The organism is Streptomyces sp. NBC_00287 (genome assembly GCF_036173105.1).
Taxonomy (GTDB): domain Bacteria; phylum Actinomycetota; class Actinomycetes; order Streptomycetales; family Streptomycetaceae; genus Streptomyces.
On record NZ_CP108053.1, the window covers coordinates 5,937,549 to 5,959,704 of the forward strand.

18 protein-coding genes are annotated in these 22,156 nt (G+C 69.4%); 8 read left to right on the forward strand and 10 right to left on the reverse strand.

The window, feature by feature from the left end:
• Positions 1-161: 161 nt before the first annotated feature.
• Positions 162-1,700 (forward strand): histidine ammonia-lyase, encoded by a 1,539-nt coding sequence (gene hutH / locus OHT76_RS27200; RefSeq protein ID WP_328876630.1) that lies wholly within the window; start codon positions 162-164, stop codon positions 1,698-1,700.
• Positions 1,701-1,752: 52 nt separating this feature from the next.
• Here the strand turns inward: hutH and OHT76_RS27205 are convergent, their stop codons facing one another.
• Complete coding sequence (locus tag OHT76_RS27205) at positions 1,753-2,529, reverse strand: hypothetical protein (protein WP_328873476.1); 777 nt, start codon at positions 2,527-2,529, stop codon at positions 1,753-1,755.
• A 43-nt stretch (positions 2,530-2,572) separates the two neighbouring features.
• The gene (locus tag OHT76_RS27210; RefSeq protein WP_328873477.1) at positions 2,573-2,875 is read right to left on the reverse strand and encodes an LPXTG cell wall anchor domain-containing protein; all 303 of its coding nucleotides are present in this window, start codon (positions 2,873-2,875) and stop codon (positions 2,573-2,575) included.
• A gap of 120 nt (positions 2,876-2,995) precedes the next feature.
• Between OHT76_RS27210 and OHT76_RS27215 the strand changes: the two genes are divergently transcribed.
• Entirely contained in the window at positions 2,996-3,340 is a 345-nt protein-coding gene (locus OHT76_RS27215; RefSeq protein WP_328873478.1) for a hypothetical protein, read from the forward strand.
• Between the two features lie 218 nt (positions 3,341-3,558).
• A complete protein-coding gene (locus OHT76_RS27220) occupies positions 3,559-4,809 on the forward strand; it encodes a L,D-transpeptidase (protein WP_328873479.1) in 1,251 nt (416 codons plus the stop codon).
• A gap of 79 nt (positions 4,810-4,888) precedes the next feature.
• Here the strand turns inward: OHT76_RS27220 and OHT76_RS27225 are convergent, their stop codons facing one another.
• The 3 genes from OHT76_RS27225 to OHT76_RS27235 form a co-directional block, all read right to left on the reverse strand.
• The gene (locus tag OHT76_RS27225) at positions 4,889-8,122 is read right to left on the reverse strand and encodes a S8 family peptidase (protein WP_328876631.1); all 3,234 of its coding nucleotides are present in this window, start codon (positions 8,120-8,122) and stop codon (positions 4,889-4,891) included.
• Positions 8,123-8,358: 236 nt separating this feature from the next.
• Entirely contained in the window at positions 8,359-9,042 is a 684-nt protein-coding gene (locus OHT76_RS27230) for an ABC transporter ATP-binding protein (protein ID WP_328873480.1), read from the reverse strand.
• 329 nt (positions 9,043-9,371) lie between these two features.
• Positions 9,372-10,835, reverse strand: a complete 1,464-nt coding sequence (locus OHT76_RS27235; protein WP_328873481.1) for an ABC transporter permease — start codon at positions 10,833-10,835, stop codon at positions 9,372-9,374.
• A 191-nt stretch (positions 10,836-11,026) separates the two neighbouring features.
• Between OHT76_RS27235 and OHT76_RS27240 the strand changes: the two genes are divergently transcribed.
• Positions 11,027-11,797 carry a group II truncated hemoglobin gene (locus OHT76_RS27240; RefSeq protein ID WP_328873482.1) on the forward strand — a complete coding sequence of 257 codons (771 nt, stop codon included), beginning with the start codon at positions 11,027-11,029 and terminating at the stop codon, positions 11,795-11,797.
• Here the strand turns inward: OHT76_RS27240 and OHT76_RS27245 are convergent.
• On the reverse strand, positions 11,788-12,699 hold the full coding sequence (locus tag OHT76_RS27245; RefSeq protein ID WP_328873483.1) for a helix-turn-helix domain-containing protein: 912 nt from the start codon (positions 12,697-12,699) through the stop codon (positions 11,788-11,790). The two genes, OHT76_RS27240 and OHT76_RS27245, sit on opposite strands and share 10 nt — an antisense overlap.
• Positions 12,700-12,877: 178 nt before the next feature.
• Here OHT76_RS27245 and OHT76_RS27250 point away from each other — a divergent pair, with 178 nt between their 5' ends.
• On the forward strand, positions 12,878-13,921 hold the full coding sequence (locus tag OHT76_RS27250; protein ID WP_328873484.1) for an NAD(P)-dependent alcohol dehydrogenase: 1,044 nt from the start codon (positions 12,878-12,880) through the stop codon (positions 13,919-13,921).
• 43 nt (positions 13,922-13,964) lie between these two features.
• On the opposite strand, the gene OHT76_RS27255 is transcribed toward OHT76_RS27250, so the two are convergent.
• Positions 13,965-14,789, reverse strand: coding sequence for an AraC family transcriptional regulator (locus tag OHT76_RS27255; RefSeq protein ID WP_328873485.1), 825 nt, complete (start codon positions 14,787-14,789; stop codon positions 13,965-13,967).
• 54 nt (positions 14,790-14,843) lie between these two features.
• Between OHT76_RS27255 and OHT76_RS27260 the strand changes: the two genes are divergently transcribed.
• Positions 14,844-16,067, forward strand: coding sequence for an MFS transporter (locus OHT76_RS27260; RefSeq protein ID WP_328873486.1), 1,224 nt, complete (start codon positions 14,844-14,846; stop codon positions 16,065-16,067).
• On the opposite strand, the gene OHT76_RS27265 is transcribed toward OHT76_RS27260, so the two are convergent.
• Genes OHT76_RS27265 through OHT76_RS27275 form a run of 3 tightly spaced genes read right to left on the reverse strand, consistent with a single transcriptional unit; the run spans position 15,972 to position 18,917 of the window.
• A complete protein-coding gene (locus tag OHT76_RS27265; protein WP_328873487.1) occupies positions 15,972-16,559 on the reverse strand; it encodes a hypothetical protein in 588 nt (195 codons plus the stop codon). The genes OHT76_RS27260 and OHT76_RS27265 overlap by 96 nt on opposite strands.
• Positions 16,556-17,650 (reverse strand): serine hydrolase domain-containing protein, encoded by a 1,095-nt coding sequence (locus OHT76_RS27270; protein WP_328873488.1) that lies wholly within the window; start codon positions 17,648-17,650, stop codon positions 16,556-16,558. Before OHT76_RS27270 ends, OHT76_RS27265 begins: the two co-directional genes overlap by 4 nt.
• Before the next feature lie 49 nt (positions 17,651-17,699).
• Complete coding sequence (locus OHT76_RS27275) at positions 17,700-18,917, reverse strand: hypothetical protein (protein WP_328873489.1); 1,218 nt, start codon at positions 18,915-18,917, stop codon at positions 17,700-17,702.
• Between the two features lie 135 nt (positions 18,918-19,052).
• Between OHT76_RS27275 and OHT76_RS27280 the strand changes: the two genes are divergently transcribed.
• Positions 19,053-19,424 (forward strand): effector-associated constant component EACC1, encoded by a 372-nt coding sequence (locus OHT76_RS27280; RefSeq protein WP_328873490.1) that lies wholly within the window; start codon positions 19,053-19,055, stop codon positions 19,422-19,424.
• A complete protein-coding gene (locus OHT76_RS27285) occupies positions 19,424-22,150 on the forward strand; it encodes a caspase, EACC1-associated type (RefSeq protein ID WP_328873491.1) in 2,727 nt (908 codons plus the stop codon). Before OHT76_RS27280 ends, OHT76_RS27285 begins: the two co-directional genes overlap by 1 nt.
• Positions 22,151-22,156: the final 6 nt, after the last annotated feature.

The following is a 22,156-nucleotide window of genomic DNA, read 5'->3' on the forward strand; positions in this document are numbered from 1 at the left end:
CGCTTCCGCCGATCCCGATCGCCGCTTCCGCCGTCCCCGCCGCCCCCAACCGCCGCTCACTCCACCCCGCCGCCCCACCGACGTGACCAATCGGTAAGGGGCAAACCCCGTCCCCACTGGTGACATCTTCGAATTCACTGCGTACGCTCCTGAATATGGATATGCACACTGTGGTGGTGGGGACGTCCGGAGTGACCGCGTCCGACGTTCTCGCCGTGGCGCGTGGTGGCGCCCGCGTCGAGCTCAGCCAGGAGGCCGTGGGCGCTCTCGCCGCGGCCCGGGAGATCGTGGACGCCCTCGCGGCCAAGCCCGAGCCCGTCTACGGCGTCTCCACCGGCTTCGGCGCCCTGGCGAGCCGGCACATCAGCCAGGAGCTGCGCGCTCAGCTCCAGCGCAACATCGTCCGCTCGCACGCCGCTGGAATGGGCCCGCGCGTCGAGCGCGAGGTCGTGCGCGCGCTCATGTTCCTGCGGCTCAAGACCGTCTGCTCGGGCCACACCGGCGTCCGCCCCGAGGTCGCGCAGACCATGGCCGACGTCCTGAACGCCGGCATCACCCCCGTCGTCCACGAGTACGGCTCCCTCGGCTGCTCCGGCGACCTCGCCCCGCTCTCCCACTGCGCCCTCGCGCTCATGGGCGAGGGCGACGCGGAAGGGCCGGACGGCGTCGTACGCCCCGCCGGCGAGCTGCTCGCCGAGCACGGCATCGCGCCCGTCGAGCTCCGCGAGAAGGAGGGCCTCGCCCTTCTCAACGGCACCGACGGCATGCTCGGCATGCTGGTCATGGCGCTGGCGGATCTGGAGACCCTCTACAAGTCCGCCGACATCACCGCCGCCCTCTCCCTCGAGGCGCTCCTCGGTACCGACAAGGTGCTGGCCCCCGAGCTGCACGCCATCCGCCCCCACCCGGGGCAGGGCGCCGCAGCCGCCAACATGCTCGCCGTACTGAAGGACTCCCAGCTCACCGGCCACCACCAGGACGACGCCCCGCGCGTCCAGGACGCCTACTCGGTGCGGTGCGCTCCGCAGGTCGCCGGTGCCGGACGGGACACCATGGCGCATGCCCGGCTGGTCGCCGAGCGCGAGCTGGCCTCCGCCGTGGACAACCCTGTTGTCCTGCCGGACGGACGCGTCGAGTCCAACGGCAACTTCCACGGCGCGCCGGTCGCCTACGTCCTCGACTTCCTCGCCATCGCCGCCGCCGACCTCGCGTCTATCGCCGAGCGGCGCACGGACCGGCTGCTCGACAAGAACCGCAGCCATGGGCTGCCGCCGTTCCTCGCGGACGACCCGGGCGTCGACTCCGGGCTGATGATCGCCCAGTACACGCAGGCCGCGCTGGTGAGCGAGATGAAGCGGCTGGCCGTACCGGCGTCCGCCGACTCGATTCCGTCCTCCGCCATGCAGGAGGACCACGTGTCCATGGGGTGGTCGGCCGCGCGGAAGCTCCGTAGCGCCGTGGACAACCTGACGCGGGTCGTCGCGGTCGAGCTGTACGCGGCCACGCGGGGCGTGGAGCTGCGGGAGGGGCTCACCCCCGCGCCCGCCACGCAGGCCGTCATCGACGCCGTACGGAAGGCGGGGGTTCAGGGGCCCGGGCCGGACCGTTTCCTCGCGCCCGACCTCGCTGCGGCGGATGCCTTCGTGCGTGACGGGCGGCTGGTCGCGGCCGTGGAGAGCGTCACCGGGCCGCTCCGGTAGCGGACAGCACGGAGCCCCGCTGCCGAGACGTGGCAGCGGGGCTCCTGATGACTTACTTGAGCTTGCCCAGCTGAGCCGTGACGATCTCCGCCGGGATCTCGGCCGCCTTGCTGGAGTCGAGCGCGGCGAGGTTCAACGTGTAGAACGAGGCGATGGTGTTGCCCTTGCGCACCACCTCGGTGCTGAAGTTGGCCGGGCCTGCGCCGTCCATGTCGACCGCCTGGACGAACGCCACGGACTCGTCGCCCTGGCCGGAGGCCTTCGCGGTGGAGACCTTGGTGACCTTCGTGGTCTCGCCCTCGCCGGTGAAGGTGTACCCGCCGGCGCAGGCCGAGACGCCGTCGGAAACGGCCTTCATGGCCTTCTCGGCGCCGTCACCCTCGTACGAGGACAGGCCCACGAACGTCACATTGATGTCGAAGGCGTCCGCGAAGTCCTCCGGGTCCGCGGCGGCGGTCGACGCCGGGGCCTCCGAGACGGTGTTGGACGCGTGCGCGTCCGTCTCCCCCGGAGGGAGAGCGGCCATGGCCCACACCAGCGGCTCGCACTCGGCCTGTTCCGACGTCACTCCGGTCTTGGACTTGGGGAGGGTGTCGTCCCCGTCCTCGACCTTGTACTTCTTGGCACCCAGGTCCCCCTGGGCAAGCAGCAGCTTCTCCAGCTCCGCGGCGCTCAGCGCCTTCGCGGCCTGCGTCGGAGAGGCGGACTTGTCCTTGCCCGTGCTCTTGGAGTCGTCGGACTCCTCGCTCGAACAACCCGTGATGAGGGCGAGCGTTATCGCGCTCAGGGCGACCGTGGCGCCCATGCGCGCCCCCGAAGATCTCTTCATGAGGCGGACTATGAAGGTTTAGTTAAAGAAACGTCAAGTCGGTTCAGAAACCGTGACGTTCCCGTCGTACCGAATACACCACGAAGCCCGCGCCGAGGGCGAGGGAGAAGGTCCCGCCGACGACGTAGGGCGTGGTGTCGAAGCTTCCGGTGTCGGCGAGTTCGACGGCTGAGGTGTCCGTGGCGGCGGCCCGGGCCTGCTGGGTGACCTGTGTGGAGGGAGCCGTCGAGGGCGCCTCTCTCGCCGGCTCGTCCCCGCTCGCATTCGCGGACGGGACGAACCACAGGGCGCCCAGGAGGGTCCCCGCGGCGGTGGCGGTCAGCAACGGACGGCGAGCGGATGACACGGAATATCGATCCCCTTGTGGCGCTGGCGAATTGGCCGTGTGGAGCGATGCTAATGAAAGCCCGGGGTCGTGGGAAAGTCGTGGGAGCCTCAAGCCATGTTCGGGCCGTACGCTCCGGGCATGAGCACTGAAGAGACATCACGTTTTGTACGGCTTCGGGTGGAACTTGTCCTCGAAGTGGACGACGCGGACGCCCTGACCAAGGCGGCCCTGAAGCGGATCGCGGACGACGCCGACATGCCCGGCGACGAGCGGGCGCACGCCGAGAGCGCTGTGACGGAAGACACCGCGGAGGCGCTCGCCTATCTCGTGGACCCGTTCGACCTGGTCAGTGAGGTGCCCGGGATCGACCTCGCGCAGGCCTCCTGGTCCAGCGAGCAGATCGACTACGACCCCGACTCGCCGGACTGGGACCTCGACGAGGATGATGTCGACGAGGACGACGAAGAAGAGACGGTTGGCTGAGCAGGCTTGGGGAAATCGTGACCCCGGTCGGCAACCGCCGTCCGGGGTTTCGTCGTCTCAAGGGGCGCACTGACCGACACCCACACCACCCGCCGCAGCGGACGTGGTGTGCCCCACACCTCCAAGGGATGTGGAACGGGACGAACCGGTCGTAGCGTTGAAGGTTCTTGACGGGGACTCTCGGGGTTGGGGATTCGGCAACGATGGAGAAGCGTGTGATGACGGACAGTAAGCGGCGCAAGGGCCTGATGGCCGCGTCCGCACTGCTCGGCGGTGTGCTGGTGCTCTCGGCGTGCTCCGGCGGCGACGAGGCCTCCGGAAGCGACGGCGGCAACGACACCTCGCAGGCCAAGGTCGACGAGGCGGCGGCCGAGAAGACCTCCGAGGCCCAGATCAAGATCACGCCCAAGGACGGCACCGACAACGCCTCCATCAACAACTCCGCCGCCGTCACCGTGAGCAAGGGCACGCTCACGGAGGTGACGATGACCGCCGCGGACGGTACCGCCGTCGAGGGCGAGATATCCGCGGACAAGCTGAGCTGGAAGCCGAGCGCCCAGCTGGAGCGGTCGACCACCTACAAGATCGCGGTCACGGCGGAGGACGCCAAGGGCCTCGAGGCCCATGAGAACGCCTCCTTCTCCACGCTCTCCCCGAAGAACAGCTTCCTCGGCTACTTCACGCCGGAGGACGGCTCCACCGTCGGCGTGGGCATGCCGGTCTCGCTCAACTTCGACAAGTCGATCACCAACAAGGCGGACGTCCAGAAGGGCGTCACGGTCTCCACGACCAGCGGCCAGGAAGTCGCCTGCCACTGGTTCAACGAGACCCGCATGGACTGCCGGCCCGACGAGTACTGGCAGGAAGGCTCCACCGTCACGCTGGAGCTCGCGCTCGACGGTGTCGAGGGCGCCGAGGGTGTCTACGGTGTCCAGCAGAAGACGGTCACCTTCAAGATCGGCCGCAACCAGGTGTCGTACGTCGACGCCAACACCAAGCAGATGAAGGTCACGCAGGACGGCAAGGTCGTCAAGACCATCCCGGTCTCCGCCGGTTCGCCCGAGAACAAGACGTACGAGGGCGTCATGGTGATGTCGGAGATGTTCAAGGAGACGCGCATGAACGGCGCGACCGTGGGCTTCACCGACGACGACGGCAAGGGCGAGTACGACATCAAGGACGTGCCGCACGCCATCCGCCTGACGAACTCCGGCACCTTCATCCACGGCAACTACTGGGGCGCCGACTCGGTCTTCGGCAACGTCAACACCAGCCATGGCTGCGTCGGTCTGAACGACACCAAGGGCGCCAATGACAAGGGCACCGAGGGCTACTGGTTCTACAGCAACTCGATCGTCGGTGACGTCGTGGTCGTCCAGAACACCGGCGACAAGACGGTCTCCCCGGACAACGGCCTCAACGGCTGGAACTTGAGCTGGGCGGACTGGAAGGCCGGTTCGGCGGTCTGACCGTCCGGCTCCTGACGCACTGAAGGCGGCTGCCCCTCGTGGGGCGGCCGCCTTCAGGCTTTACCGGTGAACTACCGGCTTACTTGCCGTAGTACGCGTTGTAGATCGAGATGGTCGCCTTGTTGCCCTTCTTGTCGGCGACCTTCGCGTGGAAGGAGATGCCCTTGTCCTTCTCCGGGTTCTTCACCGTGATCTTGCCGCCGGTGACGGTGACCTTCTTCCAGGTCTGGCCGTGGTCGTAAGACACCCACACCGACAGCGACTTGAGGTTGCTGCCCGCTGCGGCGCCCACGACGCTGACCGGGAAGGTCTGCTTCTTACCGGCCTCGACCCGGCTGTCCAGACCCGTCTTCGCGTTGAAGCGGACCGTGGAGGCAGGGAGCTTGAGCTGGTCGGCGGTCGGCTTCTTGGACTTGAACGTCCAGCTCGCGTCGATCCGCGTGGAGGCGGCGGCGACCTTGACGCTCCGCTTGACCGAGGTGGTCAGCTTGTACTCGGCCTCGGCGGACGGGACCTTGAACATCCCCTCGCCGAACAGCGGATCGGTGTTGGAGCCGATCTTCGTGCCGTTGCGGTACAGCTCCGTCTTCACCGAGGTGAAGTCCGAGGAGCCGGCGTGCTTGGCCGCGTCGGCGAACAGCGGCAGGAAGCCGTAGATGCTGTTGCCCTCGCGGAACAGGCCGTAGTCCGCGTTGATGTGCGGACCGAAGACCGCGTTGTTGAACGTCTTCTGGTAGGTCTGGCCCGCCTTGAAGGTCTGCGGGTTGCCCAGCGTGTAGAAGGCGTCGGGGATCGGGTAGCCCTCCGGGCTGCGGCTGCCGTACTGCTCGACGTCGAAGGTCCACTGGATCTTGTCGGCCGTCGAGACGTACAACGTGCGGGTGCCCGGCAGCTTCTGCTCGACCGGCGTGCCGATCACGAGGTCCGTCGGGAACATGCCCCAGGAGACCACGCCACCGGTCTTGCCCGGGGCCGAGGCGCCGAGCCGGTTCTTCACCGTGGCGAGCTCGCTCGCCTTGAAGTGGCGGACCTTGTCGCCCTGGATCTTCTTCACCTTGGCGGTGGTGGCCACGTCGTACTCGGCGCTCGCACCCTTGGTCCACTGGCCGCTCCAGGTCTGCTGGAGACCGGAGACCTCGCCGCCCAGGTGCTTCATCCGCACATTGGCGAAGGTGTCGAAGCCGACGCCGATGCCGATGCCCGCCGGGTCGTACATGTAGTTGATCATCGCCGAGAGCTGCTTGGCCCCGGCGTCCGGCACCGTGATGTCGGCCGCCTGGGTCTTACGGGCGTCGATCGTGACCGAGGTGTTCTTGGTGACGTTCAGCCTCGGCTGGACCAGCCAGTCCAGGCCGCCCTCCAGGTTGCTGAAGTCCTTGGCGATCCAGGCGTCCAGCAGGTACTGGCCCTTGGGCATCCGCAGCGTCGTGGTGCCGGAGGCGACCGGCGGAACGCCGTAGGAGCGGTTGGTGGCCAGACCCGTGTAACCGAGGAGGATGGTGTTGTAGACGTCGGTCGGCTTGCCGTCCTTGCCGATGTGCTTGACGGTGACGTCGTACGACTCCACCTCGCGCTGCACCGCGGCGGCCGTACGGACACTCTGCCCGCCGCCCGTCGCCGTCACATACGCCGAGTAGGCGCCGTCCAGCGTGCCGCCCAGCTTGGTGTTGACCGTCATGTCGACGGTGGCCTTGCCGCCCGCCGGGACGGTCACCGAGGTGGCGCCCAGCTTGAAGAAGCCCGCCGGGGCCGGCTCGCCCTTCGGGTTGGTGGCGGTCGACGACAGCTTCAGGGTGACGTCCTGCGTACCGAGGTTGCGGTACGTCAGCTCCTTGGTGACCGGGGTGTCGTCGGTGTGCGGCCACTGCTGCACCCCGAAGCTCAGCGACACCGGGTCGGCGACCAGGGTCTGCTTGATGGCCTTGTCGACCTGGATCCGGCCCGAACCCTGCTCGAACGGCGTGTACTTGCCGCCCTTGGTGGACGCGGTCAGCGCGCCCTTGAGCTCGGCGTACGTCCACTCCGGGTGCTGCTGCTTCAGGATCGCGGCGGCGCCCGCGACATGCGGCGTCGCCATCGACGTACCCGAGATGCTCAGGTAACCGGCCGGCTTCTCGCCGACCTCCTGCTCGATCAGGCTGCCCTTGGCGGAGGCGGCGGTGATGTCCACACCGGGAGCGGTGACGTCCGGCTTGATGGCGCCGTCGCCGAGGCGGGGGCCGGTGCTGGAGAAGTCGGCCAGCTTGTCCTTGTCGTCGACGGCGCCGACGGTGAGCGCGGCGTCCGCGCTGCCCGGGGAACCGACCGACTCCGGGCCGGAGTTGCCCGCCGCGATGGCGAACAGGATGCCCTTCTCGGCGGACAGCTTGTTGACCGCCGCCTCCAGCGGGTCCACCTCGGGGGTGTCCATGCCGCCGAGGCTGAGGTTGACGACCTGGGCGCCCTGCTCGGCCGCCCACTCCATGCCGGCGAGGATGCCGGAGTCGTCACCGGAGCCGGTGTCGTCGAGGACCTTGCCGTTGAGGACCTGGGCGCCGGGCGCCACGCCCTTGTACTTGCCGCCGGACTTCGCTCCGGTGCCCGCCGCGATGGACGCGACATGCGTGCCGTGGCCGACCTTGTCCTCCGCGGTGGCGGCCGGGGTGAAGTTCTTCGAGGCGATCACCTGGTCCTTGAGGTCCGGGTGGGTCGCGTCGACGCCGGTGTCCAGGACGGCGATCTTGACGCCCTTGCCGTCGTAACCCGCGGACCACGCCTTGGGGGCGCCGATCTGGGCCACGGACTTGTCGAGCGTCGCCTTGCGGGTGCCGTCGAGCCAGATGTGCGCGATGCCCGAGGCGGTCTTGTCGCCGTTGGTGACGGCGTCCCACAGGTCGGGTGTCTCGGTGTACGGCGTCTGGACCGCGTCCGCGTTCAGGGACTTCAGGGTCCGGCGGAGCTGGCCCGCGTCCCGGACGTCTTCCTTGGTGCCGCTCGCCGCGCCCTTGTAACCGACGATCACCTTCAGACCCTTGGCCTGCGACTTGCGGGTCGTCGACTTGTTGAGCTCGGTGACGTCGAACAGCCGCTGGTCGAGCTTGCCGGCGGTGATCAGCCGGGCCGCGTCGGCGGGTATGACGAGCGTGTGCCCGTCGGTCTTACGGATCTGGACGGGTATGTGCTTCCGTCCCTCCGCCCGCTCCAGGCCGATTACCCGGCCCTTGGTGTCCACGGTGACCCGGTCACCCGTGATGAGGGTGATGCGGTGGTGGGCGGAGAGCTGGGCGGCGGAATCGGTCCGCTGCTCGGGCTTCGCCGACGCCGGGCTGGTCATGCCGGCGGCGAGGGCGACGGCGGCTGCCGTGGCGACGGTGGCCGCGCATGCTCTTTTCACTTGTCTGCGCAAGTTTCCCCCTTGCTGAAGTACCGGGCGAATTCCCCTTCACCCGGCCGGGGATGGTCCTGCACAGACGTACGTGCACCCCCCGGAATACGCAGTATGCCGGGGGATGATCAGCGACCTCAATAGACAGGGGACGGACAGAATCGGACTGTTACGAGTCGGTCATTCTACGAGCCCGCGTTTTCCTTGACGGAGATCTTTCCCTTGCGGATGGTCGCGAGACGCGGGGCCTTCTTCGCGATGGCCGAATCGTGCGTGACCACGATGAAAGTGAGCCCGAGCTCCTTCCACATGCGTTCGAGTACGTCCATGATCTCGTCGCGCATCGACTCGTCGAGGTTGCCGGTGGGTTCGTCGGCGAGCAGCACCTTGGGTTGTTTGACCAGGGCTCGGGCGATCGCGACGCGCTGCTGCTGACCGCCGGACATCTCGGAGGGCAGGTGGGTGAGCCGCTCGCCGAGCCCGACGGACTTCAGTGCCTCGGCGGCTCGTTCGCGGCGTTCCTTCACCTTGACGCCCAGTGGGACCAGGGCGGTCTCGACGTTCTCCTGGGCGGTGAGGGTGGGAATGAGATTGAAACTCTGGAAGACAAAGCCGATGTTCTCACTGCGGACGCCGGTCAGTTTGGCCTCGGACAACTTGGCCAGATCTGTGCCATCCAGAACGACCTCACCGGAAGTCGGGCGATCGAGCCCACCGAGCATCTGAAGCAGGGTGGACTTGCCGCCGCCTGTGGGGCCTTGGATGACGAGCCGGTCGCCGTCGGGGATCGTGAGATCGACTCCGTCGAGGGCGTGGACGGTTTCTTTACCGCGTGTGTAGAGCTTGGTGACGTTTCTGAGTTCGTACATGTGGGGTGCTCCTGGGTGGGGTTCGGGGGTGGTGCGAGTGGTTTGCCGGCTGCGGGTGGGTGGGGGCTGGTCGCGCTCACGCGGCGGAGCCGTATATCGACACAGCCCCGCGCCCCTTGGGTGGGTGCAGGTCCGTCAGTTCTTCGTCCAGCCGCGATTGGCTGCGCCGCTCGAGCCGCGGGCCGGCTGCGCCGCTTCAGCCGCGCTGACTGCGCCGCTCGAGCCGCGGGCAGTCGTGCCGCTGGGGCGGCGCCCGCTGGCAAAGAAGGGTGGCAACCCGTCAGCGCCGGGCTGCGCGACCCATCCCCGCCGGCCGCAGCCGACCGGTGCTACTCGACTCGCCTCAGTGCGTCCGCCGGGCGGAGCCTCGACGCGCGCCAGCCGCCGAAGGCTCCCGCTATCAGGCCGCCTGTTACCGCCAGGCCCACCGCCAGGGCGATCGTCGTTGCGCTGACCGGGGCTGTCAGGGCTACTTCCAGGGCGTTCGAGGACTGCTGGGCTGCCGGGCCGCCGCCCATGCCTCCGCCGGGGCCGCCTCCGCCGAAGGCGCCGCCGCCCGTTGTGGCCAACTCCGCTTCCAGCGTCGGGCTGATCGCCGTCACCGCGTATGCGCCCGCCAGGCCCACCGCGATGCCCAGGGCGCCGCCCACCAGGCCGTTCACGATCGCCTCGCCGACGACCTGCCGGGTCACCCGGCCCGACTTCCAGCCCAGGGCCTTCAGCGTGCCGAACTCGCGTACCCGGCGCGACACCGCCGAGGACGTCAGCAGGCCGGCCACCAGGAACGCCGCTACCAGGACCGCGATCGACAGCCACTTGCCGACGCTCGACGCCAGGTCGGACGCCGTCGACAGGGACCCCGACACCGTGTCCGCCAGATCCGCCGAAGTCGTCACCGTCGTACCGGAGATGTTCTTCTGGATCTCCGACTTGACCGCGTCGATCCGCTGGGAGTCGGTCGCCTTGACGTAGATCGTGGTGACCTTGTTCTTCGAGTCGCTCAGCGTCTGCGCCTGCTTCAGCGGGACGTAGAGGTTGGCCGCCGCGTCCCCGCTCTCGGGCGTGGCGATGCCGATCACCTCGAACTTGGTGCCCTTGATGGTGACGGTGGAGCCGACCTTCAGCTCCTTCTCCTTGGCGTACGACGCGTCGGCGACGGCCACCTTGGCGTTGGTCTCCGACGACTTGAACGTACGACCGCTGGTGATCTTCGAGGAGGTCAGCGGACCCAGCGCCGGCTCGGTGACATCCGTGCCGTAGACCGAGTAGTTGTTGACGTCGAACTCGGCGCCACCGCCCTCGACCCGCCCCTCGGGCGCCTGCGTCCCGCCGCCGGGACCGCCCTGCCCCTGGCCGCCGCCCCCGTCCTGCTGGAACTCGCCGCGCCGGAACTGGCCGTTGACCTTGATGACTTGCAGACTCAGCCCGCCCACCGCGTCCGAGACGCCGTTCTGCGCACCGACCTTGTCGACGGTCGAGCTCGCCAGCGTCTGGAAGCCCTGGACCATGACCCGGTCGCTGCTCTGCTCCTCCTCGGAGTCGCTGTCCTGCGCGTCGAACTCGAAGCGTGGCCGCTCCGGTTGGCTGCCCTCGGCGGCGGCCGCCTTGGTGACGGTCATGTCGGTGCCGAGCCCGTACAACGATTCCAGGACCTTGTCCTGGGCCTTGCCCATGCCCGAGGACACGGAGTTGACCACGATGACCAGGGCGATGCCCAGCGCGAGCCCGGAGGCGACGACGAGGGCCGCCTTTCTGCGGCGGCGCAGCTCGCGCCTCAGGTAGGTGAAGAACATGGCCGCAAGCTAGGTACGGCGCGTGATGAAGGGATAAGGCCGAAATAAGAGAAGCATGAGAAGGCTGTCCGCCGGCCAGGAACCGGCCCGCATACGACTGTCAGCGCGGCTGGATTTCGCCCAGCGCTGACACGGACCCATGCCGCGCCGGAAGAGCAGCTTCCATCCGGCTCCCGTGCTTGTGTGGGCGCATGACGGCTCACACGGTGGAATACATCCGGTACCGCATCCCCGAGCAGCAGTCGGCGGAGTTCCTGTCCGCCTACACCCGCGCCGCGACCAGTCTCGCGGCGGCCCCGCAGTGCGTGGACTACGAACTGACCCGCTGCGAGGAGGACTTCGAGCACTTCATCCTGCGTATCACCTGGACCTCGACCGAGGACCACATCAAGGGCTTCCGCACCTCGGAGCTGTTCCCCGACTTCCTGGCCGAGATCCGCCCCTACATCGGCAACATCGAGGAGATGCGGCACTACAAGCCGACCAGCGTGCACGGCACGGGTTCGGCGGTGCCGACGCTGTACGCGTGGGCGGGCGGGGCCGAGGCGCTCAGCCGCCTGACCTCGGCCTTCTACGACAGGGTCCGCAAGGACGACCTGCTCTCCCCGTTCTTCGAGGACCTGGACCCGGCCCACGCCGAGCATGTGGCCGTATGGCTGGGCGAGGTCTTCGGCGGACCGACCGCCTACTCCGACACCCAGGGCGGCCACGGCCATATGGTCGCCAAACACATGGGCCTGGCCATCACCGAGCCCCAGCGCCGCCGCTGGGTCAACCTCATCCAGGACGCGGCGGACGAGGCGGGCCTGCCCACGGACGCGGAGTTCCGGTCCGCGTTCCTGGCGTATGTGGAGTGGGGTACCCGCCTCGCGGTCTACTTCTCCAGCGCCGACGCGAAGCCCCCGGCGGAGCAGCCGGTGCCGAAGTGGAACTGGGGGGCGGCGCCGCCGTATCAGGGCTGAGCGGCCCCGGTCCCCGCCCGCGTCGCGTCCGTGCCCCAGCTCGCCAGGAGCCGGAGCGCCTCCGCGGCCGGGGACCCGGGCTCCGCGTGGTACGTGATCAGGATCTGCTCGCCGTCGTCGGCCAGGCGGAACGACTCGAAGGACAGGGTCAGTTCACCCACCAGGGGATGGCGCAGGCGCTTGACGCCGTAGCTCTTCTCCTTGACGTCGTGGGTGGCCCACAGGCGCCTGAACTCCTCGCTCTTCACGGAGAGTTCGCCGACCAGGGCGGACAGCAGCGGGTCGTCCGGGTGGCAGCCCGCGTCCATACGCAGAAAGCTGACCATGTCGTACGCCTTCTGGTCCCAGTCCACGAACAGCTCGCGGGAGTCGCGGTTGAGGAACACCAGCCGCGCCCAGTTCCGCTCCTGCGCCGGCAGCTGTCCCCAGTCGCCGAAGAGGGCCGAGGCCATCCGGTTCCAGGCGAGGACATCGGAGCGGCGGCCCGTGACGTACGCCGGCACATCCGTCATCGAGTCCAGCAGGTGCTGTAGCGCCGGGCGCACGTGCTGGGTCCGACCCGCCTGCTTCTTCTTGTGCTGTTTCGGCTTCGCCAGATGCGTCAGATGCGCGTGCTCGGCGTCGCTGAGCCGCAGCGCCCGGGCGATGGAGTCCAGCACCTCCGCCGACACATTGCGCCCATTGCCCTGCTCGAGCCGCGTGTAGTACGCCACGGACACCCCGGCCAGCTGCGCCAGCTCCTCGCGCCTGAGCCCCGGCACCCTGCGGTGTCGCCCGAAGTCCGGCAGCCCTACGTCCTCCGGCTTCAGCCGGGCACGCCGGGTGCGCAGAAACTCACTGAGCTCGGCGCGCCGGTCCAGGCCGCCGCCGGGCTCGTGCGGGGATTCGGGCTGTTCGTCCATACCTCCAGTATTCACGGTCGTACGCACACCAGCCTGACCCCGTCAGTAGTAGGAACACCAGACGTACGCAAAGCTGTGACCTGGGTGAATGCTCGCCGACCCGGCAGGCTGGAGGCCGTGCCCGGTGAGAAGGCAAGAGAAGGCAGCCGGGCGCGCAACCCCTAGGAGAACCACTCCCATGACCACTGTCGCTGCATACGCCGCCCCCTCTGCCAAGGCCCCGCTGGAGCGCACCACCATCGAGCGCCGTGCGGTCGGCGAGTTCGATGTGCTGATCGACATCAAGTTCGCCGGTATCTGCCACTCGGACATCCACCAGGTCCGCGAGGGCTGGGGCGAGGCCATCTTCCCGATGGTGCCCGGCCATGAGATCGCGGGCGTGGTCTCCGAGGTCGGACCCGGTGTCACCAAGTTCGCCGTCGGCGACCGCGTGGGCGTCGGCTGCATGGTCGATTCCTGCCGTGAGTGCGACAACTGCAAGGCCGGTCTCGAGCAGTACTGCACCGGCGGCGGCGTGATCGGCACGTACAACGCCGTCGACAAGAACGGCGAGCCCACCTACGGCGGCTACTCCCGGCAGATCGTCGTGGACGAGAACTACACCGTCCGTATCCCGGACGGTCTGTCCCTCGATGTGGCCGCACCGCTGCTGTGCGCGGGCATCACCACCTACTCCCCGCTCAAGCACTGGAACGCCGGCCCCGGCAAGAAGGTCGCGATTCTCGGCATGGGCGGCCTCGGCCACATGGCCGTCAAGATCGCGCACGCGCTCGGCGCCGAGGTGACGGTCCTTTCGCAGTCCCTGCGCAAGCAGGAGGACGGGCTGAAGCTGGGCGCGGACCACTACTACGCGACCAGCGACCCGAAGACCTTCGAGGAGCTTCAGGGCAACTTCGACCTGATCCTGTCCACGGTCTCGGCCCCGCTGAACCTGGACCAGTTCCTGTCCCTGCTCAGGACGGACGGCGCCTTCGTGAACGTCGGCGCCCCCGAGGAGCCCGTCGCGCTCAACCTCTTCTCGGTGATCATGGGCCGCAAGACCCTCGCCGGGTCGGGCATCGGCGGCATCCAGGAGACCCAGGAGATGCTGGACTTCTGCGCCGAGCACGGCTTCGGCGCCGAGATCGAGCTGATCGCCGCGAGCGAGATCAACGAGGCGTACGAGCGGGTGCTGGCGAGTGACGTCCGGTACCGGTTCGTGATCGACACGGCCACGATCTGAGCGGTGTGACCTGCTGAGGGCCCCGGAGACTGCTCCGGGGCCCTCAGCGTCGTCCCTCGGAATGTGTGGTTCCGTGCGCCCCCGGCGTATGCCCGAAGGTCCGCCGGAATGCCTCGATGAACGCGCTCGCCGACGACCAGCCGCACGTATGCGCCACCGCGGTCACGGACATCCCCTCGGCCAGCAGCACCAGCGCGTGATACAGCCGGAGTTGGGTGCGCCACTGCGGGAAGGTCATCCCGAGGTCGGCACGGAAGAGCCGGGACAGCGTCCGCTCACTGGCGCCGACCTGTCGGCCGAGGGCGCCGAGGGTGCGGTTGTCGGCCGGGTCCTCGTGCAACAGGGCGCACAGGGAACGCAGTTGGGGTGCCGTGGGGGCCGGCAGATGCAGGGGCTGCTGAGGGGAGGCCCGCAACTGGTCGAGCAGGACCGCCCGTAGCCGTCCGCGCTCGGGGCTGTCGTCGTGCGGGGCGCGGGTGTAGGCGAGGATCAGCTCGCGCGGCAGCGGGCCGACGCTCAGGACGGTGGGCACGTCGAGGCCGAGCGGGTTGTCGTCGGCGGGCAGACCTACGAGGTGCAGGTCGAGGCTGCCGTGCGCCCGGTGCGCGTGCACGGTGCCGGCGGGTACCCAGACGGCCCGGGTGGCGGGCGCGACCCAGGATCCGGCGTCGGTGGTGACCGCCAGGACTCCGCGGGCCGCGTAGACGATCTGGTGCTCGTCGTGACGGTGGGCGTCGATGGCGGCGCCCGGGGCCAGCCATTGGGCGCGGGTGGGGGCGGTGGACTGATGGCGGACGGCGGCCCGGTGGCGGACGGCGGCCTGGTGGCGGACGGCGGCCTGATCGCGGGTCTGGCGGGTCTTCGGCATTGATTGGCAGATTATCGAAAGCCCGTCAGGCTGCGCGGCGCCGACGATGACGGGGTGCGAAGGAACAAGTCGATCATTCTGCTGTCGGCCGGGCATGCCTGTGTCGACGTCTACCAGGGCGCCGTCGCCTCACTCGTCCCGTTCTTCGTGGCCGAACGCGCCTACTCCTACGCCGCAGCCTCGGGCATCGTGCTCGCCGCCTCCCTGCTCTCCTCGGTGGCCCAGCCGCTGTTCGGCGTACTGACCGACAGGCGGCCCGTGCCCTGGCTGCTGCCCGTCAGCACACTGCTGGGCGGCACCGGAATCGCGCTGAGCGGGCTGTGGGACTCGTACGCGCTGACGCTGGGCCTGATGGCGCTGTCCGGGGTGGGAGTCGCGGCGTACCACCCCGAATCGGCGCGCGTCGCACGCCTCGCGGCCCAGGGCCGTCATACGGCGATGGGCTGGTTCTCGCTCGGCGGCACGCTGGGCTTCGCGGCGGCGCCGCTGCTGGTGGCAGCCGTAGTCGCCACCGGTGGCCTGCGTCTGACTCCGCTGCTGGTGATCCCGGCGGTAGTGGGCAGCGCGCTCTGCCTTCCGGCTCTGCGGGCGCTTCATGGGCCGAAGGGAGGGGGCTGTGACGCGCCGTCTGCGGTGGCACACGACGACCCCCGCTCCTTCGTACGACTGTCGCTGGCCGTGGTCTGCCGGTCCATCACGTTCATCGGCCTGAGCACCTTCGTCGCGTTCCACGTCATGGAGCGCACAGGCGGCGGTACGGCGGCCGGTAGCGCCGCGCTGTTCGTGCTGTACGCCGGGGGCGCGGTGGGCAGTGTGGTGGGCGGAGTTCTCGCCGAACGCCGGGACCGGGTCACGGTGGTGCGCCGGTCGTACCTGCTCACGGTCGTCGCGGTCGCGGGCGTGGTCCTCGTCCCCGGCCCGGTGGTCTACGTCTTCGTGGCGCTGGCCTCGGCGGGCCTGTACGTCCCCTTCTCCCTCCAGGTCACCCTCGGCCAGGACTATCTGCCCACGCGCGTGGGCACCGCCGGCGGCATCACGCTCGGCCTGACGGTGAGCGTCGGCGGCCTGGCCACGCCGGTGATCGGCGCGGTCGCCGACGCGAGCTCCCTGCAGACAGCGCTGGCGCCGTTGGCGGTGCTGCCCGCGCTGGGGTGGCTGCTGGTGCGGGGGCTGCGCGAACCGTCAGGGGTTGTGGCGGGTCCAGACGGTGAGGTCACTGCTCGTCGCCACAGCGAGGGTCTCGCCGGAAGGGGAGAAACCCGCGGCCCGGAAGGTTGAGTAGGAGGAGTGGAAGATGTGCCACCAGCCTTCTCCGTGAGGGCTGTTGTGGAACTGGCCATGGCCGTTGGAGAGCAGGACCCGCTCGTTGGGCCACTCCGGGGTCTGGACGTCCACCTGCCAGCCGTCGGTGCCCGTGTGCAGCCCGCCGCCGAAGAGCCCGGCGATATGAACCCTGGTGCCGGCGATCGGGCCGAGCCCCGGGCAGGTGAGATCGGCGGCCGTGTCGGGGGTGTCGGTCTCGGGGTCCGGGTCCCGGTCGCGGGCGATCTTCTCGCCGGTCACGGCGTCGAAGAGACCGTGCCCGTCGTGCGAGACGACCATCACCAGGTCGTGCCCGGTGTCGGGGTGCGTGGCGAAGCCGATGCCGAGGAGGCCGCCCACGGGGGCGTACGGCATCGGCTGGAACACCGGCCGCCAGGGTTCGGGCGCGGGGACCTCCGGGGCGGCGAGCAGCCGGTCCCGCAGTCTCTGTTGGTATGCGGTGATCACTTCTGCAGCGCCTGGATTCCGTCGTAGGCGGACATCACGAGATCCAATCCCCGGGTGTCCTCGGCGGGTTCGCGCATCTGGCTGGTCACATACGCCACCACCGACCGTGTCTCGGGCTCGATCATCACCAGCGAACCGCCCCAACCGCCCCACCCGTAAGTGGTACCGAACAGGCCATAACCGAGCCCCCAGCGGGCCGGCATGCCGAGCACGAGGTCCTCACCGCTGAACTGCTCCTCCCACGCCCGGTCACAGCCGCCCCGCGACAGCAGCCGCACCCCGTTGACCGTGCCGCCGCAGGCCATCGCCGACTGGACGAGGGCGACCGAGCGGGCGTTGCCGAATCCGCTCGCGGCGGGGATCTGGGCGCGGCGCCAGGCCGTGCTGTTGCCGTCGCGGAGACGGACCCTGGTGACGTCCGCTTCCGCGCTGGTGGCGTAGTCCTCGTCATGGGACGGGGGAGGGACGGTGAGCGCCACCCGGTGGTCGTGCTCGGCGGGCAGCCCGATGTGGAAGTCGGCGCCGAGAGGCCCGGCGATTTCGTCCGCGAAGAATGCGCCAGGGCTGCGCCCGGTGACCCGCCGTACGACCTCGCCCACCAGGAATCCCTGGGTGAGCGAGTGATACCCGGCGCCGGTCCCGGGCTCCCACCACGGGGCCTGCGCCGCGAGCCGAGCCGTGGCGGTGGTCCAGTCGTACAGCTCGTCGGTGGTGAGCGGCGGATCCCAGTCGGGCAGCCCGGCGGTGTGCGACAGCAGATGCCGTACGAGCACCTTCTCCTTGCCGCCCGCGCCGAACTCCGGCCAGTACCGCACGACGGGCGCGTCCACATCGAGCTCGCCGCGGTCGGCGAGGACGAGCGCGCACAGTGCCGTCATGGTCTTGGTGGTGGACCAGACGTTGACGAGCGTGTCCCGCTGCCAGGGCACGCTCCGCCGGGCATCGGCGAACCCGCCCCACACATCCACCACGGGCTCGCCGTCGACGTAGACAGCCACCGCGCCGCCGACGTCGCCGCCGTCCAGCAACTCGGCGAGTGCGGTGGGCACAGCGGCGAACAGATCGTCGTACGAGCCCTGAATGTCGGCCATACGGCCATCAAGCCCGCCCGGCGCTACCGGGCGCAACTGAATTCCGGAGTCACGTGTCCTGCTCAAACACGTTGTTGATCGCCGCTCGCAATTGGAGCCAGGACGGATCCGCCCCGGTCGCGGTGGTCACCGAGGCCAGGTCGTCCGGCTCCCAGGCCCGGTCGCCGTCGGTGATGACGAGGTGTTCCTCCAGGTCGCAGTCCTCGGGAACGTCGGAGGTGGCGTCCAGGAAGGCGGTGACCAGGGCCTCGCTGCCCTTTGCGGGGTCTCCGCCGGGCACGGACAGCAGCACGAGGTCGCCCTCACGACCGGCGACGAGGAGCTCGCCCGTCGCGGTGGCGGCGAGCGCGGTGACCCGGGAACCGGTGAGGACGTCGTGCTCGACCGCCTGCTGACTGTCGATGTTCAGCTCGATGAGCGTCCCGGTCGGCGTGCCGATCCAGAGCACGTCGGGCCGGGCGCCGAACGCGATGTTGTGCCGGGACCACGCGTGCATCTGCTCCAGCCACTCCGGCGGGTACGGGTAGCCCGGGCTGGGTTCGCCGAGGGTGGTCGCCAGAACGCGGTGCAGCGAGGGGAACGCGAATACCTCCAGTGTGTTCTCGTAGGCGTTGCCGCGGATCGCGAAGTGGCGCCCGTCCGCGCTGAAGACCGGCGTCTCGTAGCCGTCGACGTCCAGGATCAGCGCCCGGCGCAGCACGCGCATCGGAGCGGGCGCGGTCTCGTCGTCGACCCGCGCGAAGAGGCCGTGCGTCGCGCCTTGGTCGCTTTGGAGCGTGAGCACCAGCCCTCCGCCGGGATGCTCGGCGACCCCGGTGTCCCACCACAGGCCGGGACGCACTGCGCCCGTGGCCAGGTCGAGCGCGTCGGAACGCTCGTCACCACCCGACGACGGCGACGCCCACAAGGTCCGGCCGTCCGGGCTGAACGCCAGATTGCGGTAGCCGACGGCGGGTTCCAGTACGGAGCACCCCGCGGGAGTCCATCGGACCGCCCCCTCCTCGCCCGCCACCACGAGCAGCGGCTGCTCCGGATGCCAGGCCGCGGTGGGCGTGCGCTTCCACCGCTCCCAGCTCGGGGCATCGTCGTAGCCGGGCAAGTCGGCGCCGACAGTGCCGATTTCGCTCAGCTGCCCCGAGGAGTGATCCCAGATGTGGACAGCCGGGCGTTCCGCATCCAGTGCGGCCACGAGGGGAAGCCGCGGATGGCACATCAGCCGCTCGGCGCAAGCCCCACGCGCGCGTGCCACGTTCTCTGCAACAGTCACGCGGCCACCGTAGTGATCCTCCGACTGCCCAGTTCCGTCGCCCCACTTGATGACGCAAGACCCGCTTCCGAGAGCCACGACGCGACTACCCTGGGTCCACGGTTGGGAGATGGCGTACGGCGGGGGCGATGGGACATGCACATCCAGGTGCTGGCCGAGGGCGATGAGCGGGCGCTGACGGATCTCCGTTCCTGGCTGGGACGTGATCCCGGCACGGCCGGACTGCCCGTGGAGTCGGTGACCGGTGACGGGCCGACCATGGGGGCGCTCGAAGCGCTGGACGTGATCCTCGGCAACGCCACCAGCATCGCGAACTTCGCCGTAGCGTATGCGACTTGGCGTACCACCCGGTCTTCCGGGACGCCGACGGACGACGGGGCGAGGACGTTGGCGCACGGCGACAGCACCGTCGACATCGGCCACCTCTCGGCGGAGGAGCTCGCCGAGCTGCTGCGGCACCTGAACGGTGACGGGGACGGGGACGGCACGGCCGCCGGGCCGGTCTGATGGCGGTCGATCAGTCGGGGTCCCGTGCAGTGCTGTTCGGGGTCCACGCATATCAGCATCTGCCCGCCCTGGACGGCGTACGCCACAACGTGCCCGCCCTGCGGGATCTGCTGACCGCGCACGAGGCGGGCGGATTCGCCGGGGAGCACTGTGTGGCGGTGCCCGCCAACAGCACGCCAGGGGTTCTGCTGGACGCCGTGCAGGACGCCGCGGATCACGCGCGCGGTCTGCTGCTCGTGTATTACGCGGGGCACGGGCACTTCGGCCGGGACGGGCGCGCCCTGTTACTGGGAACCCAGGCCTCCCGTCCGGACCGCCCGCACCACTCGGTCGCCTACGACGAGATCCGCGCGATCGTGGCCGGCTCCCGGGCCCGGCATCGCGTCGTGATCGTCGACTGCTGCTTCAGCGGTGCCGCCCTGCACATGAGCGGACCTGAACAGGGCTTGGGGACACCGGACTTCGATATCGAGGGCGCCTGCGTACTGACCTCGTCCGCCGAGACCGAGCGGTCGTTGTGTCTGGCGGACGGCAGCGTCTTCACCCGGGAGCTGGTCCTGCTCCTGCGCGACGGCCTCTCCGGGGAACTCTCCGACGGGCGGCGCGGCGAGCATCTCTCGACGCTGACCATGGCCGACGTCTACGAGGCCCTGTGCGAGCGGTTGAAGGGCCGTACCGTGGAAGGCCATCGGGTGCCGACACCCCGGATGAGTACCCGGGACAGCGGTCACCGCATCCCCCTCGCCACCAACAGGGCCCGCGATCCACAGGCGGCGTCCGCGTCCGTGGGATTCTCGCGCCCCGTCGCACCGATCACCGCCTATGCGGCCACCCGGTACTTCACCGGCCGCGAGGAGGAGTTGGCGGCACTGGAGCGGGCGGCCGGGCAGCCGGGCGCGGTGTGCGTCGTGCACGGACGCGGCGGCCAGGGCAAGACGGAGCTGCTACGGGCCGCGGCCGCCCGCGTGGCTCCCCAATTCCCGGGCGGCTGCCTGGAGATCGACCTACGCGGCTGGACACCGGACGAACAGCCCCGTGACCCGCACATGGTCATAGCCGAGCAACTGCACCACATGGGCTACGGGCCCGAACGCATCCCCACGGACCTGACGGCGCGAACCGAAGCCTGGCGCCTGTTCCTGAAGCAGCACCCCGTACTGCTCCTGCTCGACAACGCCCGCGACGCCGCACAGCTGGCCCCGCTGCTGCCCTCCGCCGGATCACCCAGCGCGGCCATGGTCTCCAGCCGCTCCGAGCTCCTCGACCTGAGCGCCCACTGGCGGTGCGCACTGCCCCCACTGTCGGCCGAGCACTGCGTCACCGTCTGGCACAAGATGGGCGTCCCGCAGGACACCGGCGATCTCGACCGGATCGCCGCCCGCATCAACGGCAGTGCCCTGGCCCTGGGCCCGGTCGGCACCCGCCTGCTGCGCGGAGCCTCGCCCGCGGCCATCCTCGCCGCGCTGACCGGGCCCGACCGCTACACCGCCTTCCCTCGCCTGGACGCCGCCGAACGCGCCGCCTTTCAGAGCGCCTACAGCGCCCTCGACACCGACCTGCGCAACCTGATCCACCAGTGCGCCTGGCACCCGGGCCCCGATTTCGCCCCCGACTCCCTTGCCGCCATGGCCGGGCGGCCCGAGTACGAGGTCGAGGTCCGGCTCACCGAGATCGAACAACTCCTGATCCGTAAGAACAATCGCTACAGCCTCCACGACAGCAGCCTCGGGTACGCCCGCCAAACGGCCGCGCTCAACTGCGCGCCGGGGGAGGAAGAGGCCAGCAGATGGCGGCTGTACGACCATCTGCGCACGCGGCTCCAACGAGCCCGGAGGGCTCTGGACATCGCCGCTTCTAACGATGAGCAGGACGTGGGGGACGCACGCCAGTGGCTCGATGAACACACCCAGGAACTTCAGGCCGTCGCCCGCGCCGCCGGTACCGGGGGCTGGCCGCAGGCAGACGACTTCCGGGGAGCCGTCGGCGCATCGCTGTATCTGGACAGTCGCTACATCGAAGCCCAGGAGCTCTTCCACATCATCCTAAGCACCACATCCCAGGAGTCCCTGGACCACGCTTTGGCCGCCGAACGCCTCGGCGAGATCCACCGGGTGCAGGGTCGGTACGAGGAGGCCGCCACCGCCTACGAGGAGTCCCTGACCGTCTTCCGGACCCTCGGTGATCGCAGGCGCCTGGGCAACGCCACCCAGGGCCTCGGCGACGTCCGCCAGGTGCAGGGCCGGTACGAGGAGGCCGCCACGGCTTACCAGGACGCGCTGGGCCTCTGCCAGACCATCGATGATCGTCTGGGTCAGGCCAACGCCATCAAGGGCCTCGGCGACATCCACCACATGCAGGGCCGGTACGAGGAGGCCGCCACGGCCTACCAGGAGGCCCTGACCATCTACCGGACGCTCGGTAATCGTCTGGGTCAGGCCAACGCCATCAAGGGCCTCGGCGACATCCACTACACGCAGGGCCGGTACGAGGAAGCCACTACGGCCCACCAGGAGGCCCTCAGCATCTACCAGACCCTCGGCGATCGCCTGGGCCAGGCCAACGCCACCCACGGCCTCGGCAGCGTCCACCAGGCGCTGGGCCGCTATGAGAAGGCCATCGCCGCATTGAGCGCAGCAATGGATCTCTACGCACAGATCGGCGTCACCGACTGGGCCGACCAATGCCGACGGTCCCTCGACGAACTCGGCGACACCGGACCGCCGTAGCCCCCT